General features: G+C 60.0%; 13 protein-coding genes and 1 tRNA gene. 9 read left to right on the forward strand and 5 right to left on the reverse strand.

The features are described 5' to 3' along the window. Positions 1 to 180: 180 nt before the first annotated feature. Positions 181 to 1,497, reverse strand: coding sequence for an MFS transporter (locus L4G42_RS01020; protein ID WP_237250541.1), 1,317 nt, complete (start codon positions 1,495 to 1,497; stop codon positions 181 to 183). A 229-nt stretch (positions 1,498 to 1,726) separates the two neighbouring features. Here L4G42_RS01020 and L4G42_RS01025 point away from each other — a divergent pair, with 229 nt between their 5' ends. Both L4G42_RS01025 and L4G42_RS01030 read left to right on the forward strand, forming a co-directional pair. Beyond that, a complete protein-coding gene (locus L4G42_RS01025; RefSeq protein ID WP_237250540.1) occupies positions 1,727 to 3,469 on the forward strand; it encodes an IlvD/Edd family dehydratase in 1,743 nt (580 codons plus the stop codon). A 262-nt stretch (positions 3,470 to 3,731) separates the two neighbouring features. Further along, positions 3,732 to 4,454 (forward strand): FadR/GntR family transcriptional regulator, encoded by a 723-nt coding sequence (locus L4G42_RS01030; RefSeq protein ID WP_237250539.1) that lies wholly within the window; start codon positions 3,732 to 3,734, stop codon positions 4,452 to 4,454. Between the two features lie 276 nt (positions 4,455 to 4,730). On the opposite strand, the gene L4G42_RS01035 is transcribed toward L4G42_RS01030, so the two are convergent. Further along, positions 4,731 to 5,423, reverse strand: a complete 693-nt coding sequence (locus L4G42_RS01035; RefSeq protein ID WP_237250538.1) for a sensor histidine kinase — start codon at positions 5,421 to 5,423, stop codon at positions 4,731 to 4,733. Next, positions 5,420 to 7,024: a tetratricopeptide repeat-containing response regulator gene (locus L4G42_RS01040; protein WP_237259121.1), complete on the reverse strand. Its 1,605-nt coding sequence runs from the start codon at positions 7,022 to 7,024 to the stop codon at positions 5,420 to 5,422. Before L4G42_RS01040 ends, L4G42_RS01035 begins: the two co-directional genes overlap by 4 nt. A gap of 308 nt (positions 7,025 to 7,332) precedes the next feature. Here L4G42_RS01040 and L4G42_RS01045 point away from each other — a divergent pair, with 308 nt between their 5' ends. The 4 genes from L4G42_RS01045 to L4G42_RS01060 all read left to right on the forward strand — a co-directional run bounded on the left by L4G42_RS01045 (position 7,333) and on the right by L4G42_RS01060 (position 13,110). Further along, a complete protein-coding gene (locus tag L4G42_RS01045) occupies positions 7,333 to 8,973 on the forward strand; it encodes a methyl-accepting chemotaxis protein (protein WP_237250536.1) in 1,641 nt (546 codons plus the stop codon). 378 nt (positions 8,974 to 9,351) lie between these two features. After that, positions 9,352 to 10,992, forward strand: a complete 1,641-nt coding sequence (gene mqo, locus L4G42_RS01050) for a malate dehydrogenase (quinone) (protein ID WP_237259122.1) — start codon at positions 9,352 to 9,354, stop codon at positions 10,990 to 10,992. A 57-nt stretch (positions 10,993 to 11,049) separates the two neighbouring features. Next, positions 11,050 to 11,508: a chemotaxis protein CheB gene (locus tag L4G42_RS01055; protein WP_237250534.1), complete on the forward strand. Its 459-nt coding sequence runs from the start codon at positions 11,050 to 11,052 to the stop codon at positions 11,506 to 11,508. 24 nt (positions 11,509 to 11,532) lie between these two features. Next, a complete protein-coding gene (locus L4G42_RS01060) occupies positions 11,533 to 13,110 on the forward strand; it encodes a sensor domain-containing diguanylate cyclase (RefSeq protein WP_419789328.1) in 1,578 nt (525 codons plus the stop codon). An 85-nt stretch (positions 13,111 to 13,195) separates the two neighbouring features. On the opposite strand, the gene L4G42_RS01065 is transcribed toward L4G42_RS01060, so the two are convergent. Continuing rightward, a tRNA-Arg gene (locus tag L4G42_RS01065) sits at positions 13,196 to 13,267 on the reverse strand. A 287-nt stretch (positions 13,268 to 13,554) separates the two neighbouring features. On the opposite strand from L4G42_RS01065, the gene L4G42_RS01070 reads away from it, so the two are divergent. The 3 genes from L4G42_RS01070 (at position 13,555) to L4G42_RS01080 (ending at position 14,850) form a co-directional block, all read left to right on the forward strand. Beyond that, entirely contained in the window at positions 13,555 to 13,803 is a 249-nt protein-coding gene (locus L4G42_RS01070; RefSeq protein WP_237250533.1) for a hypothetical protein, read from the forward strand. Positions 13,804 to 13,878: 75 nt separating this feature from the next. Beyond that, complete coding sequence (locus L4G42_RS01075) at positions 13,879 to 14,076, forward strand: PA3371 family protein (protein ID WP_237250532.1); 198 nt, start codon at positions 13,879 to 13,881, stop codon at positions 14,074 to 14,076. Positions 14,077 to 14,523: 447 nt separating this feature from the next. After that, entirely contained in the window at positions 14,524 to 14,850 is a 327-nt protein-coding gene (locus tag L4G42_RS01080) for an Arc family DNA-binding protein (RefSeq protein ID WP_065986187.1), read from the forward strand. Between the two features lie 145 nt (positions 14,851 to 14,995). Here the strand turns inward: L4G42_RS01080 and mgtE are convergent, their stop codons facing one another. Next, complete coding sequence (gene mgtE / locus L4G42_RS01085) at positions 14,996 to 16,438, reverse strand: magnesium transporter (RefSeq protein WP_237250531.1); 1,443 nt, start codon at positions 16,436 to 16,438, stop codon at positions 14,996 to 14,998. Positions 16,439 to 16,493 lie beyond the last annotated feature (55 nt).

Raw genomic sequence — 16,493 nt, forward strand, 5'->3', positions numbered from 1 at the left:
CAGCGCGGTGTCAGTACCGGCGCTTCGCGAATGAATTCGCGCCTACAGGTTTTGTATCAGTGTCCAGATTTCCACGCCCCATGTAGGAGCGCGCTTGCCCGCGATAGCGATCTGTCTGAAACATCTTCATGTCTGACACACCGCCATCGCGGGCAAGCGCGCTCCTACAGGGGATTTGTGTCAGGCTTTGCTCCGCGCGCTGGCGGCAAATTTCGATTCGGGCAAGGCGTGCTTGCGTTCCAGAACACGGTAGACCACGCCGGTCAGGATCAAACCGCAGATCATCACGCCCGAGAGGAAGTACAAGCCGCTGGCCAGATTACCGGTCAGTTCTTTCAGCCAGCCGATGACGAAGGGGCCGATGTAACCGCCCAGATTGCCCACCGAGTTGATCAGCGCAATGCCCGCCGCCGCACTGGCGCCGGCGAAGAAACGACCGGGCAAGGTCCAAAACACTGCCGTGCAGGAAAACAGCGAGAACGCCACCAGTGAGAGCGCCGCCAGTTGCAACACAGGCACCGTCAGGTACGCGCTGAGGAACAAACCAATGGCGCCGATCACATACAGCACCGCCAAGTGGCCATAGCGGTCATTGAGCCGGTCAGAGCTGCGCGGCACGATCAACAACCCGACGATGCCAAAGATGTACGGCACGGCAGAGATGAAGCCCGTCGTCAGGTCACTGCCGCCAAACTGTTTGATCAGCGTCGGCAACCACAGGCCGAGGCCATAAATGCTCAGGGTCACAGGGAGATAGAACAGCGCCAGCAGGAGAACGCGTTTGTCCTTGAGCGCATGCAACGGATTGCCGTGGCGGGTCTGGCCGTATTCTTCCAGGTCCTTTTTCAGCTCGCCGGCGAGCCATTGTTTCTCGACCGGGTCCATCCATTTCACGTCTTTCGGGCCGTCAGGCAGCCAGCGCAATACCGGCAGGGTCAGCAGAATCGCCGGCGCGCCGATGCACAGGAACAGCCACTGCCAGCCGTGCAGACCGGCCACCCCTTCCATGCCCAGCAAACCGCCGGAAATCGGGCCGGTGATCATCATCGCGATGGGTTGGGAAAGGATGAACAGGCCGAGGATCTTGCCGCGATGGCGGACCGGAAACCATTGGGTGATGTAGTACAGAACGCCCGGGAAGAACCCTGCTTCGGCGGCGCCGAGCAAGAAGCGCATGACATAGAAGCTGGTCGGGCCCTGAATGAAGGCCATGCCCATGGTGATGACGCCCCAGGTGACCATGATTCGCGCGAACCAGCGCCGCGCGCCGAAGCGTTCGAGCATCAGGTTGCTGGGGATTTCCAACAGGAAGTAGCCGATGAAGAACAGGCCGGCGCCCATGCCATAGGCCGCGTCACCGATGCCCACGTCCGCGCCCATGTGCAGCTTGGCGAAGCCGACGGCGGAACGGTCCACATAGGCGATCAGGTACAGCAGGATCAGGAAGGGAATGAGTTTCAGGGTGATGCGACGAATAAGCCTGAGTTCCTGGCTCATGGATGCGGTCCTCATTGTTTTTGTTATGGAGCCTGCGGGGATCGCCTCTGCCTTCGTGTGCGCATTGCTGCGGATGAAGCCGGCAGGGTCGTCCCTCGGTTGAGATCGACTATATAGTATTACTATTTAAGACCACAACTCTTCCACTCGCGACATTTTCGGCCTATTTTAGTCGGCACCTGCAGCCTTTAGTCTTACAAATAAAGCCCTACAATAAGAGTGCTGATTTATGTCTGATTCCAATAAGAAACCCACGCTGCGCTCCGCCCAGTGGTTCGGTACCGCCGACAAGAACGGCTTCATGTACCGCAGCTGGATGAAGAACCAAGGCATCGCCGACCACCAGTTCCAGGGCAAGCCGATCATCGGCATCTGCAACACCTGGTCCGAACTCACCCCCTGCAACGCCCACTTCCGCACCATCGCCGAACACGTCAAACGCGGCGTGATCGAAGCCGGTGGTTTCCCGGTTGAATTCCCGGTCTTCTCCAACGGCGAATCGAACCTGCGCCCGACTGCCATGCTGACCCGCAACCTGGCGAGCATGGACGTTGAAGAAGCGATTCGCGGCAACCCCATCGACGGCGTGGTGCTGCTGACCGGTTGCGACAAGACCACCCCTGCCTTGTTGATGGGCGCTGCCAGCTGTGACATCCCGGCCATCGTCGTCACCGGCGGGCCGATGCTCAACGGTAAACACAAAGGCAAAGACATCGGCGCCGGCACCATCGTCTGGCAGATGCACGAATCCTATAAAGCCGGGCAGATCAGCCTGGATGAATTCCTTTCCGCCGAATCGGGCATGTCGCGCTCGGCCGGTACCTGCAACACCATGGGCACCGCGTCGACGATGGCGTGCATGGCCGAAGCGCTGGGCACCTCCCTGCCCCACAACGCGGCGATTCCTGCGGTCGACTCTCGCCGTTATGTACTGGCGCATATGTCAGGCATGCGGGCTGTGCAGATGGTCAACGAAGACCTGCGTCTGTCGAAGATCCTGACCCGCGAAGCGTTTGAAAACGCCATCCGCGTCAACGCCGCCATCGGCGGTTCGACCAACGCGGTGATCCACCTCAAGGCCATCGCCGGTCGTATCGGCGTGGACCTTGAGCTGGACGACTGGACCCGCATCGGTCGGGGCACGCCAACACTGGTGGACCTGCAGCCTTCCGGGCGTTTCCTGATGGAAGAGTTTTACTACGCCGGCGGCCTGCCTGCCGTGTTGCGTCGTCTGGGCGAGAACAACCTGATTCCCCATCCCGACGCCTTGACCGCGAACGGCAAGACGCTGTGGGAAAACGTGCAGAATTCGCCGATCTATGGCGACGATGAAGTGATTCGCGCCATCGACAATCCGCTGGTGGCCGATGGCGGCATCTGCGTGCTGCGCGGCAACCTTGCGCCGTTGGGCGCGGTGCTCAAGCCGTCCGCCGCCACGCCTGCGCTGATGAAGCACCGGGGTCGCGCCGTGGTGTTCGAGAACTTCGACATGTACAAGGCGCGCATCAACGATCCGGACCTGGACGTCGACGCAAGCAGCATTCTGGTGATGAAGAACTGCGGGCCGAAGGGTTATCCGGGCATGGCCGAAGTCGGCAACATGGGTCTGCCGGCCAAGCTGCTGGCTCAAGGCGTGACCGACATGGTGCGGATTTCCGACGCGCGCATGAGCGGCACGGCGTACGGCACGGTGGTTTTGCACGTCGCACCCGAGGCCGCTGCCGGGGGTCCGCTGGCGGTGGTGCAGGAAGGTGATTTCATCGAACTGGATTGCGCGACCGGCCGCTTGCACCTTGATATTCCGGAAGCGGAACTGGCCGCGCGTCTGGCCGATTGGCAAGCGCCGCCACAGTTGCTAATCGGCGGATACCGTCAGCTGTACATCGATCATGTGATGCAGGCGGATCAGGGTTGCGACTTCGACTTCCTGGTCGGCATGCGCGGCTCTGAAGTGCCACGGCATTCTCATTGATTGAGAGCCATTGATTGAGAGCCATTGATTGAAGGCGCCACGCCCCTGTAGGAGCGTGGCATGTCCCGCGATCTGCCGGGCACCGGCAGCAACCCGACGCGCCCGATCCAATTGACGCGCCGGGGCACGTGATTTTGCTGCCGCTTCGCGCCAGATCGCGGGACAAGCCACGCTCCTACAGGTGGAGGTAGAGTCCACCCTTCCGCTTTGTCGCCAATGCTATGATGCGCCGCATTCACCGCTCAGGATCGCCCCGCGCCCCATGGATTACCGTAAGCCCTCCGACCGTAAAAGCATGCACTCGCGCATTGTCCAGGACATCGGCATGCAGATTGTCTCGGGCCGCTTCAAGCCTGATGACAAACTCCCCGCCGAAGCCCTGCTGTGTGAAGAATATGCCGTCAGTCGTCCGGTGCTGCGCGAAGCCACGCGGGTGTTGGTCGCCAAAGGTCTGGTGTATTCCCGGCCGCGGGTGGGCACAGTGGTCAAGCCGCGCCGCGAATGGCACATTCTTGATCCGGACGTGCTGCACTGGCTGATGCAAAGCTCGCCGCAAAATGAGTTTTTCGCCCTGCTCACCAGCGTTCGCAGCATCATCGAACCGGCCGCCGCCGCCCTCGCTGCGCAACACGCGACCCCCGAAGACCTCATCGCCATCGGCGAAGCCTACGACCGTATGGCCGCCGCGCCCACCGTTGAAGACGTGCTGCAACCGGACCTCGATTTCCACAGCCGCATCGCCGACGCCACCCACAACGATTTGCTCGCGCACTTGTGCAATATGCTGTCGCTGGCACTGCGCGAGGCGTTGAAGCATTCCAACAAACGCCCGAACCTGCACGAACTGGCATTGCCCCGCCACCGCGCCATCCTCACTGCCATCGAAAACCGCGATGCGCTGGGCGCCCATCACGCCACGCTGGTGCAACTGGACGATGCGCGCAACGCGCTGAATGTGGTGCTGGGGCAAGGCGTGAAGTTGTAGCTCTACGAACACGTCGCGTTCATTTCGTAGGACCGGCTTCAGCCGGGAAGCCTTTGATCCGCTGTTGATCTCGGCAAAGCGCCCTCAATCTCAGCTCCACGAAACGACGCTTGCATCCCGTGGGACCGGCTTTAGCCGGGAAGCCTTTGATCCGCTGTTGATCTCGGCAAAGCGCCCTCAATCTCAGCTCCACGAAACGACGCATGCATCCCGTGGGACCGGCTTTAGCCGGGAAGCCTTTGATCCGCTGTTGATCTCGGCAAAGCGCCCTCAATCTCAGGGCAGATAAATACTGAACAACCCGCCGCCCAAGGCGCCGCCGTTGGCGATTTCGATGTGGCCGGGGATGCCTTTGCGCTGATGCTGTTTTGCGATGTTCGCCGCGAAATATAAACCCAGGCCGGTGCTGCCACTGTTCTGGTTGATGCCCAGCACGTAGTCGGTCTGCTCCTCGATCATCCGCGCGGGAAACCCCGGGCCGTCGTCGTTGATGCTGATCACCAGTTGCTCACCGACCTGCCCTGCCGTAATCAACACCTCACTGCGCGCAAACCGAATGGCGTTGATGACCACGTTGGACACCACCGAGCCCACCAGCTCGCGATCGAAGAAGCCCGGCAGACCGAAATCATCCACCGCGTAGCGAGCCGTAATGCCCCGACTGACGAGCACTTCCTGATGGAAGGCCAGTTGCGCTTCGATGAAGTCATCCAGCTCGTGATAATCCGGGCGCAACGGCAGCTGGTTCACGCCCAGCTTGTACAGCCCCAGCAGCTGCACCAGCATGCCGTTGAGATGGGCGAACTCGTAATCGATAACGCCCTGATCCGGCGTGCCACGATAGGCCTCGGGAAGCTGCTTGACCCACTGGCTGTGGGCCAGGATCAACGACCCCAGCGCGTTCTTCATGTCATGGACGGTGGAAGCAATCACCATGGAAAAGTCGAGCCCGAGATCCTGATCTTTCATTCGCCGAAAGCCCTGAGTCGCAGTTTCTGGAAACGCTCGAAGCGCGGGTCGGTCTCCGGCATCTTGCCCACCATCTTGAGACTGTTCTGGCATTCCGCCAGGCTCGCCGCGTCGAGATTCTGAACGCCCATGTGCAGCAGCGACTGCGCCATGTTCAGCGCGATACTGATGTTTTTCGGTTGCAGGGCCAGACCCTGGCGGAACAGGTCCTGCGCTTCGCCGAGCTTGCCGGCGCGGTAGCAGCGAATGCCCTGAATGTTGAAATCGATGGCCGCCTTGCCGGCGCCGAGAATCTCGGGATCGTCGGTCTGCCTGGCGATGTTCTGCATGACCAGCGGATCGTCGCCGTAGATTTCGGCACAGCTTTTCAGAATGCCCGCGCCGGCGTTTTCCTGACCGAGCAACTTGAGCTGCGAGGCCACCGCCAGTGCCGCGTCGGCGCTGAGAAACTGCTCCATGCCCTCAAGCCGTTCCATCGCCTGCTCGGTCAGCTTGGCGGCCATTTCCGGATCGGAAGATGCGACGCTGGTGGCTTTCATCAGGCGCGCGCGCACTTGCAGGCCGGCATCGTTTCCGTTTTCCTTGGCCACTTCGGTCAGGGTCTGGTTGATCTCCACGCGGGCGCGCGCATCCAGGCCGCGCTCGCCGCCACGGCTGATCAATGCCTGAGCGAAACCCAGGTTGGTTTCCGGGTCCTTGAAGCGTGAAAACTGGCCTTGGGAAACGGCCTGACGATACGCCTTCGAAGCGCCATCGAAGTCCTCATTTTCCAGCGCCAGCTTGCCCAGCAGACGCTGACGGCGCACGGCGTACGGCGATAACCGCACCGCCTCTTCCAACATCTTTTGCGCACGCTTGTTATCGCCGCTGGCCACCAATACATCGGCGAGCCCGTCGTACAGCACCGGCATGGCATTGAAGGCGCGAATCGCTTCTTCGTACACGGTCTGCGCTTCGGCATTGCGCCCGCGCTTGAACAGCAGCTTGCCCAACGCCACGTACGCCCAGGGTTGCGGGCGGTCGGCGAGGATCGACTTGAGAAAGACTTCCAGCGGCTCGTGCTGATTGAGGTCACGCAGTGCATCGGCTTTATAGCGCAGGCACAGCGGCGCAAAGCGGGGGTCCTGTTTAGTCAGCGCGACGCAGGCGGCCAGCACTTCGGTCGGGTTGCTGCGGTCGAGCGCTTGCAGGATCGGCTTGAGCAGGGTCTTGCGCTGGACGATCTTCTCCAGACGCTGAGCCAGGCTCGCACGGTTGAACGGCTTGGTCAGGTACGCATCCGGCTCCCATTCCAGCGCGCTCATCACCATCGCCTGGCTGTTTTCGGCGGTGACCATGACGAACACGCTTTCGTGGCTGATCAGTCGATCGGTCATCAGGTCTTCGAGCACCTGCTGACCATTCTTCTTGCCGTCGCCCAGATTGAAGTCGTGGAGGATGAAGTCGTAGCGCTTCTGCGCGCACATCTTCAGCGCCTCCTCGCCGGTGTCGGCAGTGTCCACCGCCTTGACGCTCAACTCGCGCAGCATCGAGCGGACCGAACTGCGGAAGTCGGAAAAATCGTCGACGATCAGAAAGGTTTTTTGGTTCCACGCCAGCATCGAGATTCCTGTCACCGGATAAATAGTCGGCCTTGAGGCACTTGCAAGGGCGGCGGTCTCGTTCCCAGGGTCCGGGCAGAGAGGGCCAATAGAGTTGCGACATGACGCCGCTTGTCCGAGTTATCGGCGGCGCCAAAACAAAACTTAGGCAAAACGCGATGGAAAAACCTCGCCCGACACTCTGCCCCGGCACGCTGCGACCCCATCACCGCCCGAGCGAAGGGGTAAAGTCCTTGGTCGCTCCGCCGATATCCAGTCATGCAACGCGTGCCCAACAGCCGCAACCCCATTCCCTCCGAGTGCACCCCATGTCCTGGCTGACCGACCTGAAATTGAAGACCAAGCTCCTTTCGGCTTTCTGCCTGTGTGCGCTGATCACCGTGGTAGTGGGTGTGCTGGGGCAGAGCGGTATCTCGCGGCTGTACGATCTGTTTGAAAACACGGTGAGCGACAATCTGGTATCGATCGCCAAAGTCGATTCGGTGAAGGCTAACGTCATCGCCACCAACCGCGACTTTTTCAAGGCCATCGGACTGAGCGCGCTCAAGGCCAACCCGGACGACATCAACGCGGCAATCCAGTCACTGAAAGAAAACCAGGCCCAGGCCGAGACGGACTTCAAGACTTACCGCGCCACGCCGCTCGATGCGGATGAAAAAGCCGCAGGCGATGACTTCGAACGCGACTGGGCCGCTTATATCAGCGCCGCCCTCAATGCGCTGTCTGTGGCGCAGAGCGGCGACCTCGAGCAAGCCAGCAAATTGGCTGCCACCAGCGTGACGCCCAGCTATCGCAAGACCATGGGCGAACTGAAACTCATGATCGAATCCAACATGCGCCAGGCCAACGAACAGGCACAGGCCGGGATTGAAACCGACACTCAGGTGACGTGGGTTCTGATCATCGGTTCGCTGATAGCGGTGGTGTGCGCCATTGCGTTGGGGCTGATCGTCACACGAATGATCACCCGGCCGATCTATCAATCGGTGGCAAGCGCCACCCGGGTGGCGGACGGTGATCTGAGTCAGGCCATCCAGGTCGGCGGCCAGGACGAAACCGGGCAATTGCTCAAGGCGCTGTCCAACATGCAGGGCAGCCTCAAGGGCACCGTTCAGCAGATCGCAACCGCGTCGGATCAACTGGCGGCCGCGGCTGAAGAACTGACCATGGTGACCGACGACAGCACACGCGGGCTGATGCGTCAGAACGATGAAATTCAGCAAGCCGCAACGGCCGTCAACGAGATGACCGCCGCAGTGGAAGAAGTGGCGCGCAACGCTGCAAGCGCTTCGCAGGTATCGGCGCAGACTTCCGAAGACGCCATCAAGGGCCAGCAACAAGTGCAGCAGGCTGTCACCGCAATGAACACCATGACCGTGGAAATCACCGAATCGACCCACCGCGTCGAAGCGCTGGCCGGACAGATCCGCGACATCACCAAAGTGCTCGACGTGATCCGCGGGATCGCCGAGCAGACCAACCTGCTGGCGCTCAACGCCGCCATCGAAGCGGCCCGCGCCGGCGAGCAGGGCCGGGGCTTTGCGGTGGTGGCGGACGAAGTACGTGCCCTCGCCCACCGCACTCAAACCTCCACCGGCGAAATCGAATCGATGATCACCAAGGTGCGCAATGGCGCCGACGAAGCCGTGCAGGCCATGGGCAAGAGTCAGGCGATCGCCGTGCATACCCAATCCTTGGCCACCGAAGCCGGCCACGCACTGGAACGCATCAGCGAAGGCGTCAGCCAGATGAACGAACGCAACCTGGTGATCGCCAGCGCGGCAGAAGAACAGGCACAAGTGGCCCGTGAGGTGGACCGCAATCTGGTGAACATCCAGGACCTGTCGACCCAAACCGCAGCGGGGGCGAATCAGACCAGCGCGTCGAGTCAGGCGCTGTCGCGGCTGGCCGTTTCCTTCCACTCCATGGTGGGCAAATTCACGCTGTAACCGGCGCGGCGTTCCGGCCCCCGGCCAGCCAATCGCCACCCTGAGACAAAATGGCGTATTGACTAGTTTGCCACCCGATTTGTCGAAAATGACATTTCGGGTACAATCCCCGCCCGCCGCAGGGGATGGACCTGATGACCAGGTCCTGCGGCAGATGATGTTTACTCAAGCTGCTGATTCCAATGATCGAATAAAAAGCACAGCACCGAGGGACATAGAACACGAGGCCGACCTTTTCACTGGCCTCTTGACCCTTCCTCCTCGTTTTCCGAGAGCGAAGCCTGTCTGACGTTCGCGCCGCACGCTGGCGCCCGGCACTGCAGGACGTTGCGCGACGAATGCTGCAGGCGGATAACTTTCTATCTATTGGATGATTCGATGTTCAAGAAAACGAGCACGGCTCTACTGGGCCTTGCGATTTCGGCCACCTTCCTGCAAGCCCACGCCGCAGAAAGCAAGAAAGTCGATGTACTGCTGATCGGCGGCGGCATCATGAGTTCGACCCTGGGCGTCTGGCTCAATGAACTCGAGCCGAGCTGGTCGATGGAAATGGTCGAGCGCCTGGACGCCGTCGCCGAAGAAAGCTCCAACGGCTGGAACAACGCCGGTACCGGTCACTCCGGCCTCGCCGAGCTGAACTACACGCCTGAAGACAAAGACGGCAAGGTCAACATCTCCAAAGCCATCGAGATCAACGAAGCCTTCCAGGTCACCCGTCAGTTCCTGTCCTGGCAGGTCCGCCAGAGCGTCCTGAAGAACCCGCCTTCGTTCATCAACACCACACCGCACATGAGTTTTGTGTGGGGCGATGACAACATCAAATTCCTGAAAAAGCGTTATGACGCGCTGCAAGCCAGCCCCCTGTTCCGCCCGATGCAGTACTCCGAAGACCCGGCGCAGATCGCCAAGTGGGTCCCGCTGATGATGGAAGGCCGTGATCCTTCGCAGAAGCTGGCGACCACCTGGACGCCAATCGGCACCGACGTCAACTGGGGTGAAGTCACCCGTCAGTACGTGTCGTACCTGCAGACCCGCCCGAACTTCGATTTGAAGCTGTCCAGCGAAGTGAACGACATCACCCGCAACGACGACGGCTCGTGGCACGTTGAATACAAGAACCTGAAAGACGGCACCACCACCGCTACTGACGCCAAGTTCCTGTTCATCGGTGCAGGCGGCGGCGCATTGAAGCTGCTGCAGAAATCCGGCGTTCCCGAGGCTCAGGAATACGCTGGCTTCCCGGTTGGCGGCTCGTTCCTGGTGACCGAGAACCCGACCGTTGCCATGCAGCACATGGCCAAGGCCTACGGCATCGCCTCCACCGGCGCGCCGCCCATGTCGGTTCCGCACCTGGACACGCGTGTGCTGGACGGTAAGAGGGTGATCCTGTTTGGCCCGTTCGCCACCTTCTCCACCAAGTTCCTGAAAGAAGGTTCGTACCTGGACTTGTTCAGCAGCATGACCACCCAAAACTTCTGGCCAATGACCAAGGTTGGCATCGAGCAGTATCCGCTGGTCGAGTACCTCGCCGGTCAGTTGATGCTGTCTGATGACGACCGCTTCAAGGCGCTGCAGGAATACTTCCCGCACGCCAGGAAAGAAGACTGGCGCCTGTGGCAAGCCGGTCAGCGCGTGCAGATCATCAAGCGTGACGCGGACAAGGGTGGCGTCCTGAAACTGGGCACCGAAGTCGTTTCCTCTCAGGACGGCACCATTGCTGCCCTGCTGGGCGCATCGCCAGGCGCGTCGACCGCTGCACCGATCATGCTCAACGTTCTGGAAAAACTGTTCAAGACCCAGGTCGCGACGCCAGAGTGGCAAGCCAAGATCCATCAGATCGTGCCGAGCTATGGCACCAAGCTGAATGACTCGCCAGCCGCTGTTCAGCAAGAGTGGAACTACACCGCCGAAGTGCTGCAACTGGGCAAACCGCCTGTGCTCGATCAGAGCGTCGGCACCAGCACTGTCGCGCCGGGCAAGCCTGCTGAAAGCAAGCCAGCCAGCGACATGGCGCTGTAACAACGCCTGACCGGTCGCGTCGATTCCGATGCGTCTGTTCACGAAAGCCACGAGACTATGCGTCTCGTGGCTTTTTTATTGCCCGTTGATCAGCCCGACGGCCGCCCGACGCGCGTGATGGCATTCATCAGCGCTGATGACGTGAAAATGAACGGCAAGCGGTTGCGTTGTGTCCACCCTCTAGAGCCAACAGGGAGAAAAGCAATGGACGCTCAGAACACTGAAGTGCTGAGGAACGTTGTCGTCATCGGAGGCTCGCAAGGTGCGAAGCAAGCCCTGCGTATCCTCCTCGCCGGACTGCCGGCAGATTTCGCCGCCGCCGTATTGATCGTGATTCACACAAACCCGTCAGGTCCGGACTACATGGCGTCGGTGCTCGGTCGCTACTCAACGTTGCCTGTCGGCTACGGTGAGGAAGGCGAGCCGGTGCTGCCGGGCCGGAGGTCGAGCGCGCAGCTGTGGGCGGAAGAAATGGGGGGCGCGCTGATCAACGCGGTCGGCAGCATCCACAGCTGACATGTCTACAGGAGGTCAATGAGCATGCCAGGAGGCGAACAGCATCCACCGCCGTCAGGCGCCTTCGATCTATTGGATCTGGGCCCGGGACGGAACACGGCCGTCTTTCGCCTCACCCTTGCGTTCATGATTCTGGTGCTGCTGACGTTCATCTCGGTCGAGGGGTGGCGCGCCTGGCGCGATTACAACCACGCCTACGCCTTCGCCCGGGACTCGGTCACCAATCTGGCGCGTGCCACGGCGCAGCACGCAGAGGACGCCATCCGGCAGGTCGACATCCTCACGTACACCCTGGGCGAGCGGGTCGAGGGCGATGGCTTGGCCAACATCGATGTCCCGCGCATCCATGCACTGATGGTGCAGCAATCGAGGCTCATGCCTCAGCTCCACGGGCTGTTCATTTATGGCGCCGACGGACGATGGATCGCCACGGACAAGGACGTGACCCCGGACACCGCAAATAACGCCGATCGGGACTACTTCAACTATCACCGCACCCACACCGATCACCGCGTGCGCATCAGCAATGTGGTCAAAAGCCGATCCAACGGCGAGCTGATCATCCCGGTCTCCCGACGGCTGAATAACGCTGACGGCTCGTTCGCGGGCGTGCTGCTGGGGACCATCAAGCTCAGCTACTTCATGGATTATTACGGCGACTTCAAGATTGATGATCGCGGCGCGCTGGTGCTGGCGATGCGTGACGGCACTATCCTGGTCAGGCGCCCGTTCATGGATTCCGTGGTGGGACAAAGCCTGGCCGACAGCGAGATCTTCAAACGCTATCTGCCGACCGCCAACGAAGGTGTCGCGCAAGTCAAAGCCGTCGTTGACGGCACGTACCGGTTGTACGCCTTTCGTGCGCTGTCGAGTTATCCGCTGGTGGTCGAAGCAGGGCTGTCGAGAGAATCCTTCGTCGGGCCGTGGCGTCGCGACCTGCTCAAGTCCGGACTCGTGCTGTTGGTCCTGATCGCCGGGTTTATCGGATTTGCCTTCATCGTGCTCACCCAGTTGCGCGGCCGCATGGCCATGGAGAGCGAGATTCGCCTCGCCCATCAGGCAGTCAGAGACATGGCTTTGACGGACAGCCTGACCAGACTGGGCAACCGGCGGCGCCTCGACATGGCGCTCAACAGCGAGATCGGCCGCGCAAAACGGCAGCGCTACCCGCTCGCGTTGATCATGCTCGACATCGATTACTTCAAGCGCTTGAACGACCGCTACGGCCATGCGGCAGGTGACGACTGTCTCCAGCAGGTCGCCCAGGCCATCAGCGGCGTGTTGAAACGGCCTGCGGACCTCGCCGTTCGCTACGGTGGCGAGGAATTCACGGTGCTGCTTCCGGACACCGACATCCACGGCGCGGGCCGGCTCGCAGAGGACATCTTGCAGGCCATCAGGGCGCTCGCGCTGGAGCACGCCGATCATCCTGAGCAGATTGTCACCGCAAGCGCGGGCGTCACGGCCAGATTCCCTGCGCTGGAAGACACCACGCCTGCCGGCATGATCAAGGCGGCGGATGCTTATCTTTACTACGCGAAAAATAATGGTCGCAATCGTTGGTACGCGGATCAGCACACTCAAGCGAGCACGCAGGCATGAACGACAGATTGGGCTGACTGGCCGGACGGCCGAGACGTGTGACAGGGAAGGCGTGGTGTTCTGGCGAATACTGGTGAATCAGATATGTCCCCTGCAGGAATCGAACCTGCATCTAGCCCTTAGGAGGGGCTCGTTCTATCCGTTGAACTAAGAGGACACCAAAACAGACGGCGTGCATCTTAACGACAAGGCGCTGGCTTGTCATGTCGTCATTATCAACGGGATCTGTAAGACGCTGCCTGCCGGTCACATCATAGCGCTATCGTGCAGAATGCAACGACGGCCATCGTCCGTATTGCAAAACGCAACCCTACAATCCGCAAAATCCTGTTTATGCTATTGATTTATATAAGATTTATTTGCTTTCAAGGTTGGCATGCAGACTGCACTATTCTTATTCGCGAACCACTCCTCTGAACACCGTCCCCCGCGAAGGTACCCGAGATGAACATGACACTGTCCCTGCTCAACGCTGCCGCGCTTGTCGCATTGGTCGCCTTCCACTTCCAGGATGATGGCAGCAAGTCAGAGGCCGTGAAATCAGAGAGCGTCGCCGTTCAGGCTCAGCCTCATCACCTGATGCAACAGACGCCACGGTTTGCAGCCATGACAAGTCAGGGCACAGAAGCCATTCTGGCCCACGAGAATGAAGAAGCCGTGCCGGTTACTCGCTCGGAACGCTGGGTGTTTTGATCGGCAGTTGCTGATCAGCCACTGCATCGGCTCCGACGCGCCCTTCGTCATAGAGCACCCCATTAGAGAGCAGCCATGTCCAAAGCAGCAATTTCGTTCCTGATCCTGGCCCTGATGGCCCTCGCCGCAGACCAACTGCTGGTTCCGTCAATGGAAACCATAAGTACCCTGGCGAAAGCAGCTGCAGGGATTTTTGTCAGCCTGTTCGTGGCAGCGCTGTTCGTGGGACGCCGCATCAAGTTCGATCCAGTCTTGCGCCAGGCCAAGCCCTGAGCCTTGTCAGCCCTTCGCCAGCGCCTTGATGTCTCCTTGCTGGCCGGGCACACGTCATCCGCCGCCTTTCCGGCAGCTGGGCTCAAGCCAGAGCGGCGATGCCGCAACAGACCCTTCGTCTCTTTGTTGAGTCCCTCCTCGTATTATTCTCACTCTCCCACTACGCTGAGGACAGATAGCCATCACGGCGCTTGCCCAGCACCGTAAGGGTGATCAGCTTTCCAGTTTGCAAACCAGAACGCATTTCGGATAATTGGTGCTGGCTAAAAGCCTTTATCTAGTTCAATATTTGTCACACATTTGACGCCAAGGATTCGACGCATTGATGCAGGATGGCGATCCTTTCTGCGGGTTGGTTGAACATTTCGTCCAAAAGACAGTCAGAGCATGACATCTGCGGCCTAATGCAAGAACCGCCTCTCTCTTTGAACTAATTCGGTTAAATATATGAGCCCTATGAAACAGGCCAATTATTCCAGTCGCACCGCTGACAAGTTCGTAGTTCGTCTACCGGAAGGCATGCGCGAGCGTATTGCGGACGTCGCCAAACAGCACCACCGCAGCATGAACTCGGAAATCATTGCACGTATTGAGCAGAGTCTGATTCAAGAAGGCGCGCTGGGTGATGAGCCAAGTCTGCGTCTGGACAGCCCGGAGCTTTCGCTTCACGAACGCGAGCTGCTGCAGCGGTTCCGTCAGTTGGCTCACCGCCAACAGAACGCGCTGGTTTCCCTGATTGCACATGACACTAGCCTGGCAAACGACGACGAATAAGTCGTTTAAACCAGAGACTTGAAAGCCAGCGCTCTGCTGGCTTTTTTGTGCCTGAAATCTAATGACTTCATTGTTTCCGACGCATTAAAAGGTTTCGCGCACATAAAAAAACCGCCCTGAAGGCGGTTTTGATTGAAGCGTGTGGTTAGAGCAAAAACACGGTCGCCAATCCGAGAAAGATAAAGAACCCGCCACTGTCGGTCATGGCCGTGATCATCACACTGGCGCCCATCGCCGGATCGCGACCGAACCGGGCCAGGGTCATCGGGATCAGCACGCCCATCAACGCTGCCAACAGCAGATTCAATGTCATGGCGACGGTCATCACCACCCCAAGGGACCAGCTGTGGTACAGCAGATAAGCGACGATCCCTATCACCCCGCCCCACACCAGACCGTTGATGAGCGCGACACCCAGCTCCTTGCGCATTAGGCGTGAGGTGTTGCCGGTGCTGACCTGATCAAGGGCCATCGCCCGAACGATCATGGTGATGGTCTGGTTGCCGGAGTTGCCCCCAATCCCTGCCACGATCGGCATCAGCGCCGCGAGCGCCACCAGCTTCTCGATGGAGCCTTCGAACAGACCGATCACCCGCGAGGCGAGAAAGGCGGTAATCAGGTTGACGGCCAGCCAGGACCAGCGGTTGCGCAGTGAACGCCAGACGGAGGCGAAGATGTCTTCTTCCTCCCGCAGACCCGCCATGTTGAGCACTTCGGTCTCGCTCTCCTCACGGATGAGGTCGACCATTTCATCGATGGTCAGACGGCCGATCAGCTTGCCGTTCTTGTCGACCACAGGGGAAGAAATCAAGTCGTAACGTTCAAATGCCTGGGCGGCTTCATACGCATCGCCATCAGGATGGAAGCTCACCGGGTCATTGGCCATGACGTCTGACACCTGCTTCTCGGGGTCGTTGACCAGCAGACGCTTGATGGGCAGCACGCCCTTGAGCACGCCATCGGAGTCAACCACGAACAGTTTGTCGGTATGACCGGGCAGCTCTTTCAGACGGCGCAGATAACGCAGAACGACTTCCAGGCTGACATCCTCACGGATGGTCACCATCTCGAAGTCCATCAGAGCCCCGACCTGATCCTCGTCGTAGGACAGGGCAGAACGCACGCGCTCGCGCTGCTGGCTGTCCAGCGCCTCCATCAGCTCATGGACAACATCGCGCGGCAGCTCTGGCGCGAGGTCGGCCAGCTCGTCGGCGTCCATTTCCTTGGCGGCAGCGAGAAGCTCGTGATCGTCCATGTCGGCGATCAGGGTTTCCCGAACGGAGTCGGACACTTCGAGAAGGATATCGCCGTCACGCTCGGCCTTCACCAGCTGCCAGACCGTCAGACGGTCTTCGAGGGGAAGTGCTTCCAGGATGTAGGCAACGTCGGCGGAGTGCAGGTCATCGAGCTTACGCTGCAGCTCGACGAGATTCTGCCGATGAACGAGGTTCTCGACACGATCCTGGTGCTGGCCTTCCTGACGGTGTGTCAGGTCTTCGACGATGCGCTGACGTTGCAGCAAGTCGATGACTTGGGCGAGACGATCCTGAAGGCTTTCCTGCGTCTTTTTTACTTCGATTTGGGTCATAGGCGAACTCCACTCCCAGCAGTGGAACCCGCCAGAAGATCAATCAGTCGATTCT

The sequence above is a fragment of the Pseudomonas petrae genome (genome assembly GCF_021728295.1).
GTDB lineage: Bacteria > Pseudomonadota > Gammaproteobacteria > Pseudomonadales > Pseudomonadaceae > Aquipseudomonas > Aquipseudomonas petrae.

Excerpts from the sequence above, each read along its gene's own strand:
- L4G42_RS01020 (WP_237250541.1), bottom strand. The coding sequence starts at position 1,497 with ATGAGCCAGGAACTCAGGCTTATTCGTCGCATCACCCTGAAACTCATT.
- L4G42_RS01025 (WP_237250540.1), top strand. The coding sequence starts at position 1,727 with ATGTCTGATTCCAATAAGAAACCCACGCTGCGCTCCGCCCAGTGGTTC.
- L4G42_RS01030 (WP_237250539.1), top strand. The coding sequence starts at position 3,732 with ATGGATTACCGTAAGCCCTCCGACCGTAAAAGCATGCACTCGCGCATT.
- L4G42_RS01035 (WP_237250538.1), bottom strand. The coding sequence starts at position 5,423 with ATGAAAGATCAGGATCTCGGGCTCGACTTTTCCATGGTGATTGCTTCC.
- L4G42_RS01040 (WP_237259121.1), bottom strand. The coding sequence starts at position 7,024 with ATGCTGGCGTGGAACCAAAAAACCTTTCTGATCGTCGACGATTTTTCC.
- L4G42_RS01045 (WP_237250536.1), top strand. The coding sequence starts at position 7,333 with ATGTCCTGGCTGACCGACCTGAAATTGAAGACCAAGCTCCTTTCGGCT.
- mqo (WP_237259122.1), top strand. The coding sequence starts at position 9,352 with ATGTTCAAGAAAACGAGCACGGCTCTACTGGGCCTTGCGATTTCGGCC.
- L4G42_RS01055 (WP_237250534.1), top strand. The coding sequence starts at position 11,050 with ATGCGTCTCGTGGCTTTTTTATTGCCCGTTGATCAGCCCGACGGCCGC.
- L4G42_RS01060 (WP_419789328.1), top strand. The coding sequence starts at position 11,533 with ATGCCAGGAGGCGAACAGCATCCACCGCCGTCAGGCGCCTTCGATCTA.
- L4G42_RS01070 (WP_237250533.1), top strand. The coding sequence starts at position 13,555 with ATGAACATGACACTGTCCCTGCTCAACGCTGCCGCGCTTGTCGCATTG.
- L4G42_RS01075 (WP_237250532.1), top strand. The coding sequence starts at position 13,879 with ATGTCCAAAGCAGCAATTTCGTTCCTGATCCTGGCCCTGATGGCCCTC.
- L4G42_RS01080 (WP_065986187.1), top strand. The coding sequence starts at position 14,524 with ATGAGCCCTATGAAACAGGCCAATTATTCCAGTCGCACCGCTGACAAG.
- mgtE (WP_237250531.1), bottom strand. The coding sequence starts at position 16,438 with ATGACCCAAATCGAAGTAAAAAAGACGCAGGAAAGCCTTCAGGATCGT.